Genomic DNA, 20,372 nt, shown 5'->3' on the forward strand with positions numbered 1-20,372 from the left:
GTACTCCTAGTTACTGCGACTGACAATAAAATCTGCTAAGGCTATTAATGGCATGGCCTTTTCTCCAAAAACTTCTAACTCTGCCTTGGCATTCTCAATTAGTCTTTGAGCTTGACACCTAGATTCTTCTAATCCCCAAATAGCAGGATAGGTAGCTTTTTGAGCTTCTATATCCTTTCTGGCGGTTTTCCCTAGCTCTTCTGTAGTGGCAGTAATATCGAGAATATCATCAACTATTTGAAAAGCTAGACCAATATTTTGAGCATAACGGGAAAGTCTTTGTAGATTAGCTTGGGAAGCATTGGCAAGTATTGCTCCACAGACTACGCAAGCTTCTAAAAGAGCACCTGTTTTGTGAGTGTGGATAAAATGTAGTGTTTCTTCAGATACCTCTGAAAGTCCCTCTGAAGCCAAATCTACTACTTGGCCTCCGACTAACCCTGCTGCTCCCACAGCTTTTCCGAGACGAGCTATTACTTGTAGCACTTGCTGGGGTAGGACGTTCTTAGTTTGAGTAGCTACAAACTCAAAAGCGTAACTTAACAGACCATCCCCTGCCAGAATAGCAATATCCTCACCATAAACTTTATGATTTGTTAATTTACCTCGGCGATAGTCGTCGTTATCCATTGCGGGTAAGTCATCGTGGATCAATGACATAGTATGGATCATTTCTAATGCACAGGCAGTGGGCATTGCCATCTCTATATTTCCGCCTGATAACTCACAACTAGCCAAACAAAGAATTGGACGTAACCGCTTACCACCTGCTAATAGGGAATAGCGCATTGCCTCATAAATTTTGTCTGGATAGACTACGGTAATAGAATTGTCCAGAGCTTTTTCAACCAGAGCTTTTCGCTTTGCTAGATAGGTAGATAAGTCAAAAGTTGTATCTATTTGAAATTGAGGGAGCATGGGATTAATATTATGGCCACTATTTGGCATTAGCACCATAGATTATACACTTTATTGGTGGAAATCCTGAAAATTTATTTGAAGAAGGTTTTAGGTAGTAGTAGACTGACACAGCTAAGATGGGGAGATGGGAAGATGGGGGGATAAAGATACCTAGAAACAAAAATCTATTGCAAAGTTTTAGGTGTACCACTCCAGTAGGTGGGTGTTATACAGAATCCGGTTATACAGTATATGTTGATAGTTCTATCCACACTCCCCTACTCTCCCAACTATATGACAAATTCTATAGTAACTGCCTGGTTGGTGTTTGATAATTAGGGCTTACCGTTCAAAGATAAAAGCATTGATATATAAAGGTTTTAGCTGTTTTTGCTTGAAAAAAGTGCGCCTGTTTTCGCTCAAGAAAGCTCAAAAAACTAGCATTTTGTGCAAGAGTTGGGCAGAAAAATTAAGGGACAAAACTTAGCTCCTACCTCCTCGCTCATTCCCATTTCTCCCCTCCACGGTCGGGGGAGGGGCGAGGGGTGGGTTGTCTCCTGTCTTCCCCTCCACGGTCGGGGGAGGGGCGAGGGGTGGGTTGTCTCCTCCCCTCACCCATAAGACTTTTTCAGCAAACCCTAATTACCCGATGTCCTAACTATAGTGGTGAATGCTATAAATAGCAGGATTCAATAGCGTTAAGAGCGATTATTCGCCAGTGAATGTATATTATTCTTATGTTTACTACTCCCCTGCTCCTCTACTCCTCTACTCCTCTACTCCCCACTCCTCTACTCCCCCACTCCCTTACTCCCCTACTCGAGTAAACTACTCCAGCGTTCTACTGTATTTTGTAATAATATTGCTACAGTCATCGGGCCTACTCCACCAGGCACGGGAGTAATAAATTCTGCTACCTCCGCTACGGAGTCAAATTGAACATCTCCTACTAACCGACTATTACCTGCCTCATCTGTGACTCGATTAATTCCTACATCTATTACTGTTGCTCCTGGTTTGACCATCTCCGCCGTAATCATTTCTGGCCTACCAACTGCTGCTATCAGAATATCTGCATTTCTGGTTATGGCCTCCAAATTCTGAGACCGAGAATGGGCAATAGTTACTGTACTATTAGCTTCTAATAACATTAATGCCATTGGTTTGCCGACTAAAATACTACGTCCTAATATCACTGCTTGTTTTCCCTGTAATTCTATTTTGTATTCTTGCAACAAGCGCATCACTCCCGCAGGAGTACAACTGCGTAAACCTTTTTCACCTCGAAGCAGTTGACCTAAATTCATGGGATGAAGTCCATCTACGTCTTTACTGGGGTCTGTTTGGTAGAGTAAAGAGGTAGAGTCTAAGTGTTCTGGTAGAGGTAGTTGGACGAGAATACCGTCTACTTCTGGATTTTGGTTTAATTGTTGAATAACTTGTGTTAATTCAGCTTGAGATGTTTGGGCCGGAAAATGTTTGCCAAAGGAGGATATCCCTACTTGACTACAGGCTTTTTCTTTGTTGCGGACATATACTGCACTGGCGGGGTTGTCTCCTACCATTAATACTGCTAACCCTGGAGGACGACCAATTTTGCTTTGCAAGGTCTGAACTTTTTGTTGGAGTTCTGCTTTGATTTTTTTGGCCAGTGCTTTACCGTCTAATTTTTTTACCATTTTTATTTCTTGTTTGAGCTTTGCTTTTAAATTTCTGTATCGGAATAGATTTCTTTATTTTTATTTTTGATTTTTAAAGTATATTTTCTTGTCAACATAAAAATAATAGTATGGTTATTAGTATCTAAAAGTAGATTTTGTGATGTTTTAAGTAAATAAAAATATTGTTGAATTTTGGGCGCTAAAAAATTCAATATAGAGTTAAATATTTTATTGGTATTATGGAACTATAAAGTATTTTTATTTGAAGACTAATATTTTAGTGGAATCTAGGGTAATTTCAGTTAAAATTTAACAGTTATCAGTATCTCAGGTTTAAGCTTGAGGCTTGAAATACTGAATTTTCTTTTTTTATCTTCTTGAAAGGACAGGTTTGATACCTTATTTCTTTAGTCAGGATGAAAGAATTCAACAATTAATAATTAACAATTACCGAAAATTTGTGGGTATGCGCCTCTCTTTTTAAAGGGATAAAAAAAAGAGACTATTCCTTATATCAAGCCTCTTTATTGCTGAAGGGCGCAGTTCCTCCGGAGGAGGCTAACTGATAACTGATCACTGATAACTGAAATTACTTCTCCTTCAAAAAAGATGTTTTTTTCTTTTTTATCTTTGATGGGTAGAGGCTTTAAAGCTTAATTTTTCGGCGATATTAAAAAAAATTATAGCAGTCAAAGCAAAGGTTAGGATAGAACTAAAGCTGAAAACTCAGACAACGCCAGATTTCTTATTCTTACTTCTTCCTTCTTTCTTCTGCTATAACTCTAAATTTTAAGTATGATGAAAGTGATGGAAATAAATTTTATTTTTTTTAGTAATAATTATAAAACAATAGTTGAAATAAGGAAAAAAAGTTTTGATGAGAACCAGGGAAGCCATTAAGGAAGTCAGAAGTCAGAAGTCAGCAGTTAGAAGTTATTTTTGTAACGGGAATTTGAGCCCCCTTCCAAAAAGATTTCGCCTTAAAAGGCGGGGTTTTAGACCCAATTATTTTGATAAAAATATATTGAGAATGAATTTATTAAGAATATTGCAGAAGTTTCCATTTAGCTTTCTGTTTATTCGTTATTTCTGCTTAAATCCATTTTTTAATAAATTCAAAACTATTCTAATTCTGCTGTTAGTAACAAGTTTAATTAGTTGCGGAAAAATTACAGAAACAGCGATTAAATTAAGTCTAAATGTGAGTCGAATTAGCAAAATTCAAACAAAGGGTAAAATCGATCGCCAAGTATATTTGAAAGGAACTGTAGAAAGTAAAGCTCCTTTCTTAGAAACTGGTGCTTATGAATTAACAGATGATACTGGCAGTATTTGGATATTTACTAAAGCAGAATTACCAGAGGTGGGAACGGAAATAACAATTAAAGGGAGAATAAGTTATCAAAGTATTGTGGTTCCTGAATTAGGTAACCAGGATGTGGGAGATTTCTATGTAGAAGAAATAGAACGAGTAGAAGTTGAAAATCAAAATCAAGAAGAAAATGAACAACAATAATTTACCTCATGTAGCGATCGCTATTCTTTACCGAGAAGGAAAATTTCTGATGCAACTCCGGGATAATATTCCGACTATTTTTTATCCTGGTGTTTGGGCTTTTTTTGGAGGTCATATCGAACCTGGAGAAACAGCAGAAGTGGCTCTGAAACGAGAATTAGCAGAAGAAATAAGTTATATTCCTGAGACAGTTTCGGAATTTGGTGTTTACTCTGATGTTAAAGTTGTTCGTCATGTATTTCATGCTCCTTTAACTGTGGAATTAAAAGATTTGGTTTTGGGAGAAGGTTGGGATATGGGGTTATTAACTCCAGCAGAAATTAAGGCAGGTAAAGCTTATTCTGAGAATGCTGGAATGGAGCGATCGCTTGGTGAATTTCATCAAAAAATTCTCTTAGATTTTATGAATAAATATGGCATTAAATAATAGGAGTCAGGAGTCAGAATGAATGGCTTTAATAGCAGTTTTTCTGATCCACCAATTCCCTATAGAATGCTCAAATATTGGACGTTGCTTTATGGGAAATATTGGTGTGATATTGAGCAAGTGGTTATCTTGTTAAAAGAGATTGATTCAGAATTGGCTTTTCAAAATAAATTTTAAAGGCAAAATACTCGGCATTCTTATCGAGTAATTCGACTTTGGGAGGAGGAGTCGGCACCTTTTTTGGCTGATAATGCTTTATTACCATTAGCAACTTTAACTCGTAGTGAAAGTCCGACAGCTTTATTGTCACAGGTAGCAGAAAGAATTGGTAGAATAGAAGAGTCAAATCAACAAAAAAATATTTCTGCTGCTGCGGAAATACTAGGGGTTTAAGGTTTGATAAAAATTTAATTCGTCAACTTTTGAGGGAGGAGATAATGAAAGAGTCTGTAATATATCAGGATATTCTTCACAAAGGAGAAAAAATTGGTGAACAACGTGGCGAACAACGTGGTTTGTAAACAGGTTTAAACCGAGGTAAACAACAGGGAGAAGCTGAAATTATTATCACATTAATAACTCACAGATTCGGAGATATTTATGAGGAAATAGAAGCTAAAATTCGGAGTTTATCTATTTCTCAGTTGAATGAGTTAGCGATCGCCCAATTGAATTTTACTTCTATGGATGATTTGGTTAATTGGTTAAATGAATCTGAGAATTAATTAGTAGTTTTGTCAATCTGGATTTTGAGGAATTTGATGACTGGAGAGTTTAATGTTCTGATTCAAATTCCTTTTTTATTTGAATAGAAGGGTAACAAATGCAAGAATCTGTAATTTATCAGGATATTTTCCAGACAGGTTTTGAACGAGGTTTCCAAAGAGGTTTTGAGCGGGGTTTCCAAAGAGGTTTTGAACGGGGTTTAAAGCAGGGAATAGCTAAAATAATTATCCGTTTTCTAACTCGTAATTTGGGAATTATTTCTGAAGAAATGGAAGCTAAAATTTGGAGTTTATCTATTTCTGAGTTGGATGAACTTGTGGATGCTCAGTTCAATTTTACTTCTATGGATGATTTGATGAATTGGTTAAGTCAATCTCAGAATTAAAAAGCTGGTAGGGGTGGTTTTGAGGAATAAATGACCAATTTTTCAAGAATTTTAGTTAAACCTGTCCTTACTTACTTTTGACTTCTGACTTCCCGTCGCCAACACCATCACATAAATGTTTATCGCTTTCACTCACATCAGGGTTATTTTCTAGGTAGTCGCGCATCCAGTTGCAAGCCCACTCATGGAAGCTAAACTTCCAACCATTCCACAATTTTACTGTTTTATCATAACCAGCGGAAGCAATAGTCTCTCCATCAGGACTAAATGCTACACCATGGACCCAACTCTGATGATCCTCCAGAGTCCTCAATAATTGTCCTTTCTGGTTCCATAACTTTACTGTTTTGTCAGCACTTGCAGTAGCTATAGTCTCTCCATCAGGACTGAATGCTACATCATTGACCCAATCCTCATGACCGATGAGAGTATGCAGTAATTTCCCCTGACGATTCCACAATTTCACTGTTTTATCATAACCAGCAGAAGCAATAGTCTCTCCATCAGGACTAAATGCTACACCACGGACCCAATCCTCATGGCCGGTGAGAGTCTGCAATAATTTCCCCTGACGGTTCCACAATTTCACTGTTTTGTCACCACTGGCAGAAGCAATAGTCTCTCCATCGGGACTAAATGCTACACCATAGACCGAACTCTCATGGCCGGTGAGAGTCTGCAATAATTTCCCTTGACGGTTCCACAATTTTACTGTATAGTCACGACTTGCAGAAGCAATAGTCTCTCCATCAGGACTAAATGTTACACCATAGACCGAATTCTCATGACCAGTGAGAGTCTGCAATAATTTCCCTTGACGGTTCCACAATTTCACTGTATATTCATAACTTACAGTTGCTATAATCTCTCCATCAGGGCTAAAGGCTACATCCCAGACGAAATCCTTATGCTTGGTGAAAGTTTGCAATAATTTCCCTTGACGGTTCCACAATTTTACTGTATAGTCACGACTTGCAGTTGCTATAGTCTCTCCATCAGGACTAAATTCTATATCATTGACCACATGCTTATGACCAGTGAGAGTCTGCAATAATTTCCCCTGACGATTCCACAATTTCACTGTCTTGTCGGTACTTGCAGTTGCAATAGTCTCTCCATCAGGACTAAATGTTACACCATTGACATAATCTTTATGGTCACTGAGAGTATGTAATAATTTCCCCTGACGGTTCCACAATTTTACTGTATAGTCACGACTTGCAGAAGCAATAGTCTCTCCATCAGGACTAAATGCTACACCATTGACCCAACTCTGATGACCAGTGAGAGTCTGCAATAATTGCCCCTGACGGTTCCACAACTTCACTGTATTGTCACGACTTGCAGAAGCAATAGTCTCTCCATCAGGACTAAATGCTACACCATTGACCCAACTCTGATGACCAGTGAGAGTCTGCAATAATTTCCCTTGACGGTTCCACAATTTCACTGTTTTGTCACCACTGCTAGAAGCAATAGTCTCTCCATCGGGACTAAATGCTACACCATTGACCCTACTCTCATGGCCGGTGAGAGTCTGCAATAATTTCCCCTGACGGTTCCACAACTTCACTGTATAGTCATCACTTGCAGAAGCAATAGTCTCTCCATCGGGACTAAATGCTACACCATTGACCGAATCCTCATGCCCCCTCAGAAGATTACGCTCTCGGTATCTTTGAGGATAGATAGATATTATGACTTGCCTTAAAGCACCTTTTATCTGCTTCCTGTTATTAGCCTGGGGTTGGAATATGATATTAGGACTCGGTAGTTGTTTTGCTGCTCTTAAAGCTTGCAGGATTGCTTCCCTATACTGATTTGAATTAAAAAATAATTGAGAAGTAATACTTTTACGCACTGCTTCCACTTCCGCAACCTCGAGACTTGCTCGCAAAAAAATCACTCCAGTAAAAGCTGCTGTCATAAAGGATAGTGCCAATAGTCCAAAACTTATCCACAGCCACTTTTCTACTTTCCGCTTTGCCTCATCTAGTATCTGATTTACCTTCGACTGAGCATCCAACTTTACCTGCATTTCCAACTTTTCTCCTTCAATAGCCTGTTTCTCCAAATCCTGAGAAGCAGCCAAAAAGCGATAGTCGAGAACACTCAAACTTTTATCCCCCGCCCACACTAAAGCATCAGCTAAAGTTTTACCTCCCAACAGTCGCGACTCATCTTGACATCCCGACTTTTGCCAAGCAGTAAACGCCTCAGAGTAAGGTCGTAACTTGGCTAACTCCTGTTCTACCCACTGAAGATTAAATACTTGTTGATAGATATAATTAGTGACCTGTAACTTGCCTTGACATTTGACAACCAAACCTGTGAGGCGGAGTTCCATTTGTTCAGAACTGTCATTTGCTCTTATTCCCTTATAAGACGAGATTAAAACCTGCTGATACAAACCCAACAACCGACTTGCTCGTTTTTCATTTACCAAGACGCGATCGCGAATTGTCCGTAAGTGTTCTGGGTTATCGTGAGATTCCCAATTATTAATAATATAAGTCCGAACTAACTCTCCCACATCGGGAGTACTACTATTATTATTTTGAACAATTATTTGACACAACTTTTGAGTTAAAAAAGGTTGCCCACCAGTCCATTCTAAAACTTCAGCTAATACCTGTTCTGCATTTTCTACCCTATTTTTTAAGCCAGGAGTTAGGAAATCTTTGGCTTCTGCGAAACTAAAACCTGTTAACTCTATCGCCCTACCAATATTAAAAGGAGTCCGAGTTTTATCAGCTATTAAATTAGAAGGAGTTGCCACCCCAAATAAAGCAAAAGATAATCGTTGATATTCTGGATTTTCTGCCCGTTTATTATGGCAAGCTCGAATCAGAGCAAAAAAATCATCGGTGGGAAAATCTAGACTAATTAAACTGTCTATCTCATCAACAAAAATGACAGTATTTTTCCCAACTTCTCGCAGCAAAACTTCTCTTAAAAAATCTCTAAATTGTTGTACAGGGGATAAATCTTCTCTTTCTTTTAACCACGTTCGCCGATTAATACTCAAGTCAAAAGTGCTAACCAACTCTTGAATAATACCCCGATACCATTGCTTGACATTAATTTCTTGACTACCCACATCAGTTAAGTCAATTACAGCACAGGCAAACCCTTCTTTTTCTAATCTGGCCTTAGTACGTAACATTAAACTTGACTTTCCCATTTGTCGGCAGTTCAACACATAACAAAATGCTCCTAATTTGAGGGCATGATAAAGATTTTCATCTGCTTCTCGTTTCACATAACTAGGTGCATCAGCAGGTAAACTTCCTCCTACTTGATATTGATAATTTTGGTTTTGTTTTGTGTTCATGGATAGACCGTTTCACGGAAGTCAAAAGTCAAAAGTAATTTATGATTGAGTTTTCGTTGTGGAAATCCTCCGAACAGGATTTACTAATTTCCGCGCCCTCAATGGATAGTCCTATATCATTATAAGCGTTCATAAAAATATTGCCGATATAATTCACATCTAGGAATAACATTATTACCCACTAATTTTACTAATCCTAAACTATACAATTTATAAGTCAACATGGACTCTAAATTTACACATTCTGTTGCCATAACAACTTTATGAAAAGCTGCTTTTAGTTCGGGATTAGTTTCTAAAATTGATAATAATTCTTGCAGATGACTGCGATAAATTCCCTCATTAGTTGGTGCTTTTTCTAGTAATTCCGACAAGGTTAAATTCTGACGAATTGCTAAATAAGACAAAGCCCGGTCTAATAAAAAAGGATGCCCTCCCATAACGTCAGTTAACTGCTTCACTTTTTCAGCCTGCCAATTTAATTGATAATTTTCAGTAAGTTTCCTTACTTGCTCCAAATTAAACTCTGGTAACTCAATAGGTTCGCCCACATTAAAAGGAGATTGATTAATATCTAAAGTAATATAAACTTCTGTGGAATGAACTACTACTAAGCGTAACTTTTTCCAGAGATTTTTTCGTTTTGCTGTCTCATGCCAAGAACGTAATAATCCCAAAAAATCCTCAGCAATTGGATGTGGAAAAATCAAGTCTATATTATCTATACATAAAACCAATGCTTCTGTTACTTTTGGCAATAAGCATTCTTCAAAATAAATCTTACAATTAACCTTACTACTATCTTCCTCATCCCAAGATTCATTTAAAATTTCTTTTGGCACATTTAATTCACGACCTAAACCACGACAAAACCAGCGCAAAAATTTATCTAAATCTTGAAAATCAGTAGTATCAGCATCTAATAAGTTAATAGATGCCGCTTGGTAGTTATGTTTTTTCCCTTGTTCTAAAATTCTATTAGTGAGAAAAGTTTTTCCCATTTGTTTAGGAGCTTTAATTCTGATTAAAGAACCTGGTTGTAATAAAGTTTCATAACAAATAGATTCAATAGGTGGTCGTTCAATATAAATGGCATTTTCTATTTTTCTTTCCCTTTCTGGTGTTTGAGCTATCGCTTGCCAATCAAGACCTAATTTCTCACATATTTCGGTAAAATGTAAGAAATATACAGGTCTACAATTAAGGAAATTAGAGACAGTTGAAAGAGCAATACCTAACTCAATAGCTAGATTTTTTTGACTAGGAAAATTATTACTCTTAACAGCCGATTTAACTTTTTCCAGATATTCTGGTGCGACTCTAATAGAGCTAATGGGTTGTCGTTCTATATAAATAGTCTTTTCTACTTCTGTTTCTTTTTTCGGTATAGGAATATTAACTGAAAAATTGTTTTGTATTGTTGATAATTCTTGTTCATCCCATTTCCGCTTCAAAGCCTCTCTAAAATTTTTCTTAGACACCTCCTCTCCTAATGCTTCTGAAAGTTTATCCCATAACTTTTTGCCATAATCCTTACTCAAAGTATTTGGAGCATAATTACAAGATTTTGCCATTTTCTCGTAAGTATAATTATCCCAAGCACCTTTAATAATTATTTTTTCAACATCACTGAGGTATTTTCCTGTCTTTTCAAATACAGCTTTATCTGCAAGTTTTTCTGCTATATCCCAAGTAAATTCAACTTTTAAGTTCATGGATAGTTTAGAAATCTAGACTTTTTACCAAAACTATCATATAAATTTATTTACTATCCAAAACACATAAATCCATACTTTTCCATACTTTTCCATACATTTTTGTGAAACTGCATAAATTTACCATATTTTATACATCAATTATTTCCTTACCTTTTCCCATTGTTAGTCTCATTATCAAATGTCAATATAGGAGACAACAAAGTAATAAAGGAATTTCAAAGATGACTACATTTAATAATAATCAAAACCCTACCCCTACCACAATGGAACAACTCGTAATTAAAGAACGCCTGCGTCAAGCAAAATTAAGCTTTAATATTGCTCTAACTTTAACTGTAATTAGTGCCATTATCAGCGTAACAGGTGCGGGACTTTTACTATCAGGAAAAACTTCTGAAGGAACAGCCACAACAGCAGGCGGACTTGCTTCACAAATTGTCAGTATCGGTTTACTAAAAATGACTAAAGATACTAATGAAAGACTCGATAAAATAGCAACTGAATTCCAAGACGAAGATTAGAAGAAAGCAAACATTGAGTGGGCAAATATTCTCTTACTCTACTAAAATTATCTGATACCAAATTTTGATGAAGCTGCATATAACTAGAGCTTATAAAAACATTGCCTTGCTTAAGTTTATTCTGTGCAACTTCACATTAAATTGGTATATAGCGTTTCTCAAATTGGTGAGATACAGTTTTAGATCCCCCCTAACCCCCCTTAATCAGGCAGGGCTAATTCATTGTCGCCAGAGAAAAATATTGAGGAGTACAATGATTGGTGTCAAGTATTGAGTGAAGCCAAATATTCTCTATTTAGGGCTTAGATAGAAATGAACTNCCCAATAATACTGAAACCTTTACATTTCTGGGCTTTGATAGTTAATCAGCAAGCCCTAAATAATCACAGAGGTGGCTAAAAGTGAATAACGAATGAGTGCGCCATTCGATTTTTCTGGCGTTGCGACTATAAACCTCTCCCCACACTCCCTATCTCCCCACATTCCCCTCCTGGGAGGGGCGAGGGGTGGGTCCTACTCTCCCAATCTCCCTTCCGCATTATTAGTGAGGTGTACCAATTTGAGAAAAGATATACTGGAGTTAATCATCATTACATTTGTGAGTTTTACCATTAACTCTCAGTCCACAACATGAAACTAATCACATTACATCTTTGTCCTCTGATGAGCTTCGTGTCTCTATTGGGAACAGTAGCTCTTCCTGCTTATAGTCAACCTATTACTCCGGCAAATGACGGTACAGGAACTACCGTAAATCAAAATGGCAACCAATTTAATATTCAAGGCGGTACTCATAACGGCACTAACCTCTTTCACAGCTTTGGTAAATTTAACCTCAACTCCGGTCAAACAGCAAACTTCATCTCCACCCCAAACACCCGTAATATTCTTGGCAGAATTACAGGTGGAGACCCTTCTAGAATTAATGGCTTAATTCAAGTTATAGGCGGTAATTCCAACCTTTTCTTAGTGAACCCTGCCGGAATCATGTTCGGCCAAAATGCCAGTCTCAATATTCCTGCTTCCTTCAGCGTTACTACTGCCACAGGTATAGGTTTCAACAGTAATAATTTCTGGTTTCAGGCAATAGGAACAAATGATTACTCGAACTTAGTAGGCGACCCCAGTGGCTACAATTTTAATGTCTCAAACCCAGGCGCAATAGTTAACGAAGGAAATTTAAGTTTAAATCCTGGAAAAGACTTAACTTTAGCAGGTGGCACAGTTATTAACACAGGTGAACTATCTACCGCAGGTGGTAATATCACCATCGCTGCAGTTAATGGTGGAGATACATTGAGAATATCTCAACTAGGCCATTTGTTGAGTTTAGATGTATCACCTACTTCTAATAATTTATCAGGACAGTCAATTACACCGATATTATTACCAGAATTATTGACAGGTGGTGACATACATCATGCCTCATCTGTGGTTATAAATGCTCAGGGTAATTTGGAATTGACCGATACAGCAGGAGTAGCGATCGCCTCTGGAAATATTGATGTATCAGATACCTCGACGAATGGAAGTGTTGGGGGACAGGTGAATGTGTTGGGCGATCGCGTAGCAGTTATCGATGCCAACATTAATGCCAATGGTTTAAATGGAGGGGGCACAATATTAATCGGAGGTGACTTTCAAGGTAATGGAATTGTTCCCAATTCTCAGCAAAATTTTGTTAACAATAACTCAATTATTTCTGCCGATGCTATTAATAATGGAGAAGGCGGTAAAGTCATAATTTGGTCGGATAATACGACTAATTTTTCCGGTAGTATTAGTGCTAAAGGCGGAGATTTTTTGGGGGATGGAGGATTTGTTGAAATCTCTGGAAAAGAAGAATTAATATTTGATGGAAGTGTTAATGTTACGGCAGCATTTGGAGAAGCAGGAACAATATTATTTGACCCTAAAAATATAATTATAGGAGAGTCAGAAAATAGCAACGAGTCACCGGAACAAAATGAAGCTGATAACGTCACACTTTCTTTAGAAGAATTAGAAGGTAAAATAACTCTTCAAGCTGATAATGATATAACTGTTAATGAAAGAATAGAAACTTCAGAATCAGTAGAATTAAAAGCTGGGCGAAATATAAATATCAATGCAGATATAGATACATCTCAAGGTAATAACAATATTTCTCTATTTGGTAACGACAATAGTGCAGATATTAATAATCGCGACCAAGGAGCAGGTTCGATTAATCAAAGAGAAGGTACAACATTAAATTCTGGTAATGGCGATATTACAATTAGACTAGGAAATTCAGGTACAAATGGCGATATAAATTTAGCTAATTTAACTACTACTGGTCAACTATCAATTAATGCTAACCAGGGGAATATTAGACAAGTTTCTCCTAACTCTTTAATTACTGCCGATAGAGCAATATTTAGAACTCAAAATTCTGGTGGCATAGGTTTAGCTGAAACACCTTTGCGAATAGATGTAAATAACTTAGAAGTATTGACAGGGGAACAAGGAGTATTTATTAATTCAATCAGTAATTTAACTATTGGTGGAGTTAGCGAAGAATTAACAGGAATTTCTACTAGAGGTGGCGGTAATATTGAACTAAATATTGATGGGAATTTTACTGCAATTGAAGAGGTAGTTACATCAGTTCCTGACAGGCAACCAGGAACAATTACTATTTCTAGTACTGGGAATATTGATACTACTCAAACCACACTTAAGTCAAATTCTGAATCAATTACAGGTGGCGATATTTCGCTCACTGCTGATGGCAATATTCAAATAGGAGATATTAATGCTTCTACCATGGGTAATGATAGAGGAGGGAATGTCACTATAAATAGTGGTGGTGAAACTGATACAACTGTGGGCAATATATTTTCGGCATCTTCTCAAGGAGATGGTGGGAATGTTTCTATCACCAGTCAGGGTAATATCGAAACTGGTCATATTGACTCTAGTTCAAATGGTAGTGGTAGGGGAGGCAATGTTACTATAAATAGTGATGGTGAAACTAATACGACTGCGGGCAATATATTTTCGGCATCTTCTCAAGGAGATGGTGGGAATGTTTCCATCACCAGTCAGGGCAATATCAAAACTGGTTATATTGACTCTCGTTCAGATGGTAGTGGTAATGGTGGGAATATTACTCTAAAAACTACAGGTGGTAATGTTGATACCAGTAGTGAAGAATTAGCATCTTTTTCCGTTAGGGGAAATGGGGGAAATGTCAGCATTACCAGTAATGGCGACATCAAAACAGCAGATATCTTTTCTTCCGCAGGCGATCCATTAGATATAGAGGGAGACTTAGCAAATTTATCACCATTCGAGACAGATAACACTGACTCAAATAAAACTCAGAATACAAACGGTAGTGGGGGAGATATTACCCTGAAAGCAGAAGGTTTTATTGATACTAGCAAAGGAACTATCGAATCATTTTCTCGTTTAGGGGGTGGAGGTAGTATCAGCATTACCAGCAAAGGCGATATTACTACGGGGGAAGTTTTTTCCACTGCTGGAGACCCTGATGTAGGTAACTCTGTAGATAATAACCCTACAAAAATACAGACAGAAATAAATAGTAGCAACAGTGGTGATATTACTATTGAAAGTAAAGAAGGGGCAGTAACTATCACAGCAGAAATAGATACTGTTGGCGAAGCAGGAAATGCTGGAGATCTTACTATCAAAGCTTTTGGAGATATTAATACTGAAAGTATTGAATCAAGGACAGGTGGTGGTGAAGGTGGAGATATAACTATTGAAAGTATAGGTGGTACGATTGATACTATTGGAACTGGCACAGAAACAGCAGGAATATTTTCTGCTTCTATTAATGGAGATGCAGGAAACATTACCATCAAGAATAATGGGAAGTTGACCACAGGTAATATTGACTCCACTTCACTGAATGGTAAGGGTGGAAATATTAACCTAGAAAGTACAACTGGAAATGTTGACACCAGTCTTGGTAACATAGCTTCTCTGTCAGAAACTGGAAATGCTGGAAGTGTAACTATCAAAAGTCAGGGCAATATTAATACAGGTAATATTGATTCCCAGACACAAGGAGGTCAGGGTGGAAACATTAGTATTGAAAGTATAGGTGGTAGTATTGAAACCTTGGGAACAGACCAAGATGTAGCAGGAATATTTGCTGATTCTGAGGAGGGAAATGCTGGAAATGTTACCATCACAAGTAATGGCAATTTGATTACAGGTAATATTGATTCCCGCTCAACTAATGGTCAAGGTGGCAATATTACTCTCAAAAGTCTTGCCGGAAATATTGATACCAGTGCTGCTGAAGTCAGATCTTCTTCCCGTAGGGGTGATGCGGGAACAGTGAGTCTTACCAGTCAGGGCAATATTACAACAGGAAGTATCCTTTCTTTTGCAGGTCGAGGAACAGATGAATTGGAAGATTCAGAAGATTCATCTCAAAACGAGAGTGGTAGTAGTAATGGGGGAGATATTACCCTGAAAGCAGGAGGAACTATTGATACTACCGCAGGAACTAATGATCGATCTAAGTTAGAGTCATTTTCTCGAGAAGGTTTAGGTGGTAATATTACTCTGGAAGCTAAGGGTGAAATTACTACAGCTAAAATACTTTCTACCGCAGGCGACCCCCAAGCAAGTAACCCTGAAGATAATGGTGATATTACACCCCTAACAGAAACAGAAATAAATCAGCGCAGCAGTGGTAATATCCGCATTGAAAGTATGGAAGGTGCAGTAACTACTACAGAAGAAATAAATAGCTTTGCCACTTCTGGTAATGGTGGTAGTGTAACTATTAAAAGTCGTGGCAATTTAACAATAAGTGATATTAACTCCCGTTCAGATGTTAATGGTCGGGGTGGTAATATTACTCTCGAAAGTACAGATGGAAATATTGATACAACTAATGGCGATCGCGGCATATCTTCTTTTTCAGAATTAGGAAATGCTGGAGATGTGACTATTACCAGTAATGGCAATTTGACTACAGGTGATATTGACTCTCGTTCAGACGGTGATGGTCAAGGTGGCAAAATTACCCTCGAAAGTCTCACCGGAAATTTTGATTCCAGTCAGGGTAGATTATTTTCTTTTTCAGAATTAGGAGATGCTGGAGGTGTGAGTATTACCAGTAGTGGCAATTTGACAACAAGTGATATTGACTCTCGTTCCAAAGGTAGCGGTCAGGGCGGCAAAATTACCCTTAAAAGTACTGGGGGAAATATTGAGACAACAAGTGGTGAATTATCTTCTTTTTCCGAATCAGGAAATGCTGGAGATGTGACTATTACCAGTAGTGGCAATTTAACAATAGGTGAGACTAACTCTAGTTCCAAAGGTAGTGGTCTAGGTGGCAATATTACTCTCGAAAGTACAAGCGGAAATGTTGATACAACAGGTGGTGAATTATCTTCTTTTTCCGAATCAGGAAATGCTGGAAATGTGACTATTACAGTGAACGGCAATATCCAAGTAGGAACTATTGAATCATTTGCTGGAGGTAGTGGTAAAGGTGGAAATATATCTATTACTGCAGATGGCGCAATAGATGCAAGTATTGGCGAATTAGTCTCTAGTTCTCAAACAGGGGAAGGTGGAAATATTACTCTCAGTGCAACAGGAGATATTAGTACTGGTTTGATCGAAAGCTTTAGCGGTGCGGGAGCAAGAGGTGGTAATATTACTTTGGAAACAATTAATGGAAATATTGACACCACTGCTGGATTTTTAGGTGAAGAGGCAAATATTCCTACTGATGCTGATGTATCTTCAGAAAATGTGGCGACTATCTTTGAACAGGAACGCGCTAACCTGAGTTCTTACGCTCCAGAGGGTACTGGAGGCAATATTGTAATTATTCAGCGGGGTCAAGGAGATATTACCACTAGCAATATTAGTTCTTTTGGGGGGGAAAGTAGTGGAGCTGTTAGTATTACTAACTATGACGGTAATATTAACACGGGTGTAATTTTTTCCACTGCTATTAACGGTACAGGCGATCGAATATCTATCGAAACTGTGAATAATGGTGACTTAAATATTAATCATATTGCTACTTATTCTACTGCTGACGATGGTACTGGGGGTCAGATTGAATTGAATGCTAGTGGTGTTGTCAATATTAATAACGTAGCATCTTTTGGTAATGCAGGTAGTGGAGATGTAAGTATTGCAAGTAATAGCGGTAGTATTAATACCGGAACTATTCAGACCCGCGCTCCCAATGGCACCAGTGGTAATATTACTCTGAATACTTTTAGCACTCAAGGGGATATTAGAACTGCAAATGTTAGCACTGAAGGGGGAGAAGCGGCTGGACAAGTTGAAATTATTGCTCCTGATGGCTCGGTCACTACTGAAGATTTGCAATCTCTTTCTGAGTCTGGAAATGCTGGAGGTATTGATGTTCAGGCAGGGGAAGATATTGAGACTGGAGACCAAACTGTTGATAGTGCTACTGGTGATAGTAATATTAATAACCAAGCAGTTGGTAATATTACGACTGGAGACCAAACTGCTACCACTCAACAGGGTGATGCCAATATTAATAATCAAGCAGTTGGTAATATTACGACTGGAGACCAAACTGCTACCACTCAACAGGGTGATGCCAATATTAATAATCAAGCAGTTGGTAATATTACGACTGGAGACCAAACAGCGGTAACAAACCAAGGTAATGCCAGTATTAATAATCAAGCAGTTGGTAATATTACGACTGGAGACCAAACAGCGGTAACAAACCAAGGTAATGCCAGTATTAATAATCAAGCAGTTGGTAATATTACGACTGGAGACCAAATAGCGGTAATAAACCAAGGTAATGCCAGTATTAATAATCAAGCAGTTGGTAATATTACGACTGGAGACCAAATAGCAATAGGTGATACAACAAGTATTATTAACCTACCAGGAGGAGAACTTAATACTGGTGAAATCATTCAAATTAGCCCACCTCCATCAACACCAATAGACAATACTTTGCCACAACAATTACCTCAAATATCAGAAAAACCAAGCATTCCAGCAGAATCAAACCTTGTGCAACCAACAACAACTCCAACCATCCCCACAAATAACATTTTACAATCTAACAACCCCATCTCAAATCTGAACGCCACTAACATTACCCAGTCAATACAGAGTAACAGTACCATCAGCACAACCAATAATCCTAATCTGCCAAACAAAAAGAGCGATCGCCAACAAATTAATATCAACACCGACACCAAAACTATTTTAAAAAACATCAATATTCTCAACAACACCCCCCTAACTGTTGCTGCTAACTCTCAAACTTTAACTGCCTTGGAGCAAAACCGGAATAATGAATTTACCGACCACTTTGGAGAAGACCTATCAACTCAAAATACATCCATAAAAAATATCCGGGAAGTGCTGACAGACATCGCCCGTGAAACAGGCAAAAATTCAGCAATTATCTATGTCACAGCTTACCCAGAAGAACTGCAACTGGTATTATACACACCAGATAGCGACCCCATCCTCAAAACTGTTCCGGCAGCTAATCGCCAACAACTCATGGAAGTTGTCCTACAATTACGATTTCAAGTCACAACTCCCTCCCGTCGTAATACTCAAAGCTACTTGCCACCAGCACAAAAATTGTACAATTGGCTCATTGCACCCATATCAGCAGAATTAGAAGCTGCTAATATCGATACCCTGTTATTTAGCATGGATGAAGGTCTACGGACTTTACCTGTAGCAGCATTACACGATGGTCAACAATTCCTCGTCGAAAAATATAGCCTCAGTTTAATTCCCAGTATCAGTTTAATGGATACCAACTACCGCCCAATTCAAGATACCCGAGTATTAGCAATGGGAGCAAGTGAGTTTATCGAACAAAATTCCTTACCAGCAGTGCCAGTAGAATTAAAAACAATTTCCCAACAATTGTGGCAAGGTAGTCAGTTCCTCAACCAAGACTTCACCCGTAATAACCTGCTAACCCAACGACAAAATTATCCCTATCCCATCATTCACCTAGCTACTCATGCAGAATTCCGACCAGGTGCTGCCAGTAATTCCTATATTCAACTGTGGGGTGACGAACAACTACATCTAGGTCAAATGCGACAGTTAGGTTGGAACGATCCACCAGTAGAATTATTAGTATTGTCAGCTTGTCGCACTGCCGTTGGTGACAAAAATGCTGAGTTAGGTTTTGCGGGGTTAGCAGTAGCAGCAGGAGCAAAGTCTGCCTTAGCTAGTGTCTGGTATGTGAGTGATGAAGGCACATTAGGATTGATGACAGAATTTTACACCCAACTAAATAATGCCAAGATAAAAGCAGAAGCTTTACGACAAGCACAGTTAGCAATGTTACGAGGAGAAGTAGTTATTGCAGAGGGTCAATTAAGGGGGACAGCAGCTCGTGGTGCAGTGGTATTACCATCAGAGTTAGGAAAGTTTGAAAATCAAAATTTATCTCATCCCTATTATTGGGCAGGGTTTATGATGATTGGTAGTCCGTGGTAGTCTTTGGTAGATGGGGAGTGTGGGACCCACCCCTAACTCCTCCTAGGAGGGGAATTTAGGGAAGCGGGTGACATGGATCGCCAAGCTCGCCAAGGATTGAAATCCTTGGCTAATAGTTTAAGTCATCTTAAGATTACTCTTGACGAGTATGCCATCTTTTTCATCTTTTTATATTGTGGTTAATCAGTGCAACTTGATATTACGGGAGCAGGACAACTAAAGTCCATTCTACTTTGCGATCGCAACTCGGAAAATTTCAAAAAATAAAAAACCCAGATAGATTAAACTACCTGGGGCGTTTGTTTCCAACTAATCCGCATTAACCCAAGCGGTGGGGAGCTACGTTTTAGAACCACGACAGAACAAGGCTTTCAGACCCCCAAATATACGCACCACCTTTGATTAAAAAGTCAAACAAAAAAATTACCAAAATGAAAAGGCTAATACCATTTTGATAAATGTTTGCTACAAATAACTAGGGGATTTTTTAGGAGTCAACCCACCCCTCGCCCCTCCCCCTCCCAGGAGGGGAAGTCAGGAGTCAGGAGTCGTATGGGAATGGCTTCAATACCACTTTTTAGGTTGGAAATCATCTTTTTTGTCAAAGGGATGTCTCCTGAAAATTATTTTTATCCCTCTTACTATTCGTAACATTCTTTTTTCAAAATGGTATAAAACCTTCTCC

11 protein-coding genes and 1 pseudogene are annotated in these 20,372 nt (G+C 38.3%); 8 read left to right on the top strand and 4 right to left on the bottom strand.

Going from position 1 to position 20,372, the window contains the following annotated elements; all coding sequences use genetic code 11:
- Positions 1–6: 6 nt before the first annotated feature.
- Together crtE and folD are read right to left on the bottom strand one after the other, a co-directional pair.
- Positions 7–948 carry a geranylgeranyl diphosphate synthase CrtE gene (gene crtE, locus F6K06_RS09430; protein ID WP_240038834.1) on the bottom strand — a complete coding sequence of 314 codons (942 nt, stop codon included), beginning with the start codon at positions 946–948 and terminating at the stop codon, positions 7–9.
- Between the two features lie 767 nt (positions 949–1,715).
- The gene (gene folD, locus F6K06_RS09435; protein WP_124143843.1) at positions 1,716–2,579 is read right to left on the bottom strand and encodes a bifunctional methylenetetrahydrofolate dehydrogenase/methenyltetrahydrofolate cyclohydrolase FolD; all 864 of its coding nucleotides are present in this window, start codon (positions 2,577–2,579) and stop codon (positions 1,716–1,718) included.
- Positions 2,580–3,591: 1,012 nt separating this feature from the next.
- On the opposite strand from folD, the gene F6K06_RS09440 reads away from it, so the two are divergent.
- From F6K06_RS09440 to F6K06_RS09455, 5 genes and pseudogenes are all read left to right on the top strand, one after another.
- Positions 3,592–4,077, top strand: a complete 486-nt coding sequence (locus tag F6K06_RS09440) for a DNA-binding protein (protein ID WP_124143842.1) — start codon at positions 3,592–3,594, stop codon at positions 4,075–4,077.
- Positions 4,064–4,504, top strand: a complete 441-nt coding sequence (locus F6K06_RS09445; protein WP_124143841.1) for an NUDIX hydrolase — start codon at positions 4,064–4,066, stop codon at positions 4,502–4,504. Before F6K06_RS09440 ends, F6K06_RS09445 begins: the two co-directional genes overlap by 14 nt.
- Positions 4,505–4,744: 240 nt before the next feature.
- Positions 4,745–4,897: a hypothetical protein gene (locus F6K06_RS09450; protein ID WP_205127270.1), complete on the top strand. Its 153-nt coding sequence runs from the start codon at positions 4,745–4,747 to the stop codon at positions 4,895–4,897.
- Positions 4,898–5,049: 152 nt separating this feature from the next.
- Positions 5,050–5,229 (top strand): annotated as a pseudogene (locus F6K06_RS33865) (DUF4351 domain-containing protein); the annotation flags it as partial.
- Between the two features lie 98 nt (positions 5,230–5,327).
- Entirely contained in the window at positions 5,328–5,615 is a 288-nt protein-coding gene (locus tag F6K06_RS09455; protein ID WP_124143840.1) for a DUF4351 domain-containing protein, read from the top strand.
- A 67-nt stretch (positions 5,616–5,682) separates the two neighbouring features.
- On the opposite strand, the gene F6K06_RS09460 is transcribed toward F6K06_RS09455, so the two are convergent.
- Both F6K06_RS09460 and F6K06_RS09465 read right to left on the bottom strand, forming a co-directional pair.
- Positions 5,683–8,949 carry an AAA-like domain-containing protein gene (locus F6K06_RS09460; RefSeq protein WP_287243519.1) on the bottom strand — a complete coding sequence of 1,089 codons (3,267 nt, stop codon included), beginning with the start codon at positions 8,947–8,949 and terminating at the stop codon, positions 5,683–5,685.
- Positions 8,950–9,068: 119 nt separating this feature from the next.
- Complete coding sequence (locus F6K06_RS09465) at positions 9,069–10,664, bottom strand: AAA-like domain-containing protein (RefSeq protein ID WP_240038822.1); 1,596 nt, start codon at positions 10,662–10,664, stop codon at positions 9,069–9,071.
- 224 nt (positions 10,665–10,888) lie between these two features.
- On the opposite strand from F6K06_RS09465, the gene F6K06_RS09470 reads away from it, so the two are divergent.
- The 3 genes from F6K06_RS09470 to F6K06_RS09480 all read left to right on the top strand — a co-directional run bounded on the left by F6K06_RS09470 (position 10,889) and on the right by F6K06_RS09480 (position 20,338).
- Positions 10,889–11,188 (top strand): hypothetical protein, encoded by a 300-nt coding sequence (locus F6K06_RS09470; protein WP_240038821.1) that lies wholly within the window; start codon positions 10,889–10,891, stop codon positions 11,186–11,188.
- 630 nt (positions 11,189–11,818) lie between these two features.
- A complete protein-coding gene (locus tag F6K06_RS09475; RefSeq protein ID WP_287323226.1) occupies positions 11,819–19,687 on the top strand; it encodes a CHAT domain-containing protein in 7,869 nt (2,622 codons plus the stop codon).
- A gap of 462 nt (positions 19,688–20,149) precedes the next feature.
- Positions 20,150–20,338, top strand: a complete 189-nt coding sequence (locus tag F6K06_RS09480; protein WP_124147833.1) for a hypothetical protein — start codon at positions 20,150–20,152, stop codon at positions 20,336–20,338.
- The last annotated feature ends 34 nt before the right edge of the window (positions 20,339–20,372 follow it).

This window comes from Okeania sp. SIO1H4 (genome assembly GCF_010672695.1).
Lineage (GTDB): Bacteria > Cyanobacteriota > Cyanobacteriia > Cyanobacteriales > Microcoleaceae > Okeania > Okeania hirsuta.

Excerpts from the sequence above, each read along its gene's own strand:
- F6K06_RS09465 (WP_240038822.1), bottom strand. The coding sequence starts at position 10,664 with ATGAACTTAAAAGTTGAATTTACTTGGGATATAGCAGAAAAACTTGCA.
- F6K06_RS09475 (WP_287323226.1), top strand. The coding sequence starts at position 11,819 with ATGAAACTAATCACATTACATCTTTGTCCTCTGATGAGCTTCGTGTCT.
- F6K06_RS09455 (WP_124143840.1), top strand. The coding sequence starts at position 5,328 with ATGCAAGAATCTGTAATTTATCAGGATATTTTCCAGACAGGTTTTGAA.
- folD (WP_124143843.1), bottom strand. The coding sequence starts at position 2,579 with ATGGTAAAAAAATTAGACGGTAAAGCACTGGCCAAAAAAATCAAAGCA.
- F6K06_RS09470 (WP_240038821.1), top strand. The coding sequence starts at position 10,889 with ATGACTACATTTAATAATAATCAAAACCCTACCCCTACCACAATGGAA.
- crtE (WP_240038834.1), bottom strand. The coding sequence starts at position 948 with ATGCCAAATAGTGGCCATAATATTAATCCCATGCTCCCTCAATTTCAA.
- F6K06_RS09460 (WP_287243519.1), bottom strand. The coding sequence starts at position 8,949 with ATGAACACAAAACAAAACCAAAATTATCAATATCAAGTAGGAGGAAGT.
- F6K06_RS09440 (WP_124143842.1), top strand. The coding sequence starts at position 3,592 with ATGAATTTATTAAGAATATTGCAGAAGTTTCCATTTAGCTTTCTGTTT.
- F6K06_RS09445 (WP_124143841.1), top strand. The coding sequence starts at position 4,064 with ATGAACAACAATAATTTACCTCATGTAGCGATCGCTATTCTTTACCGA.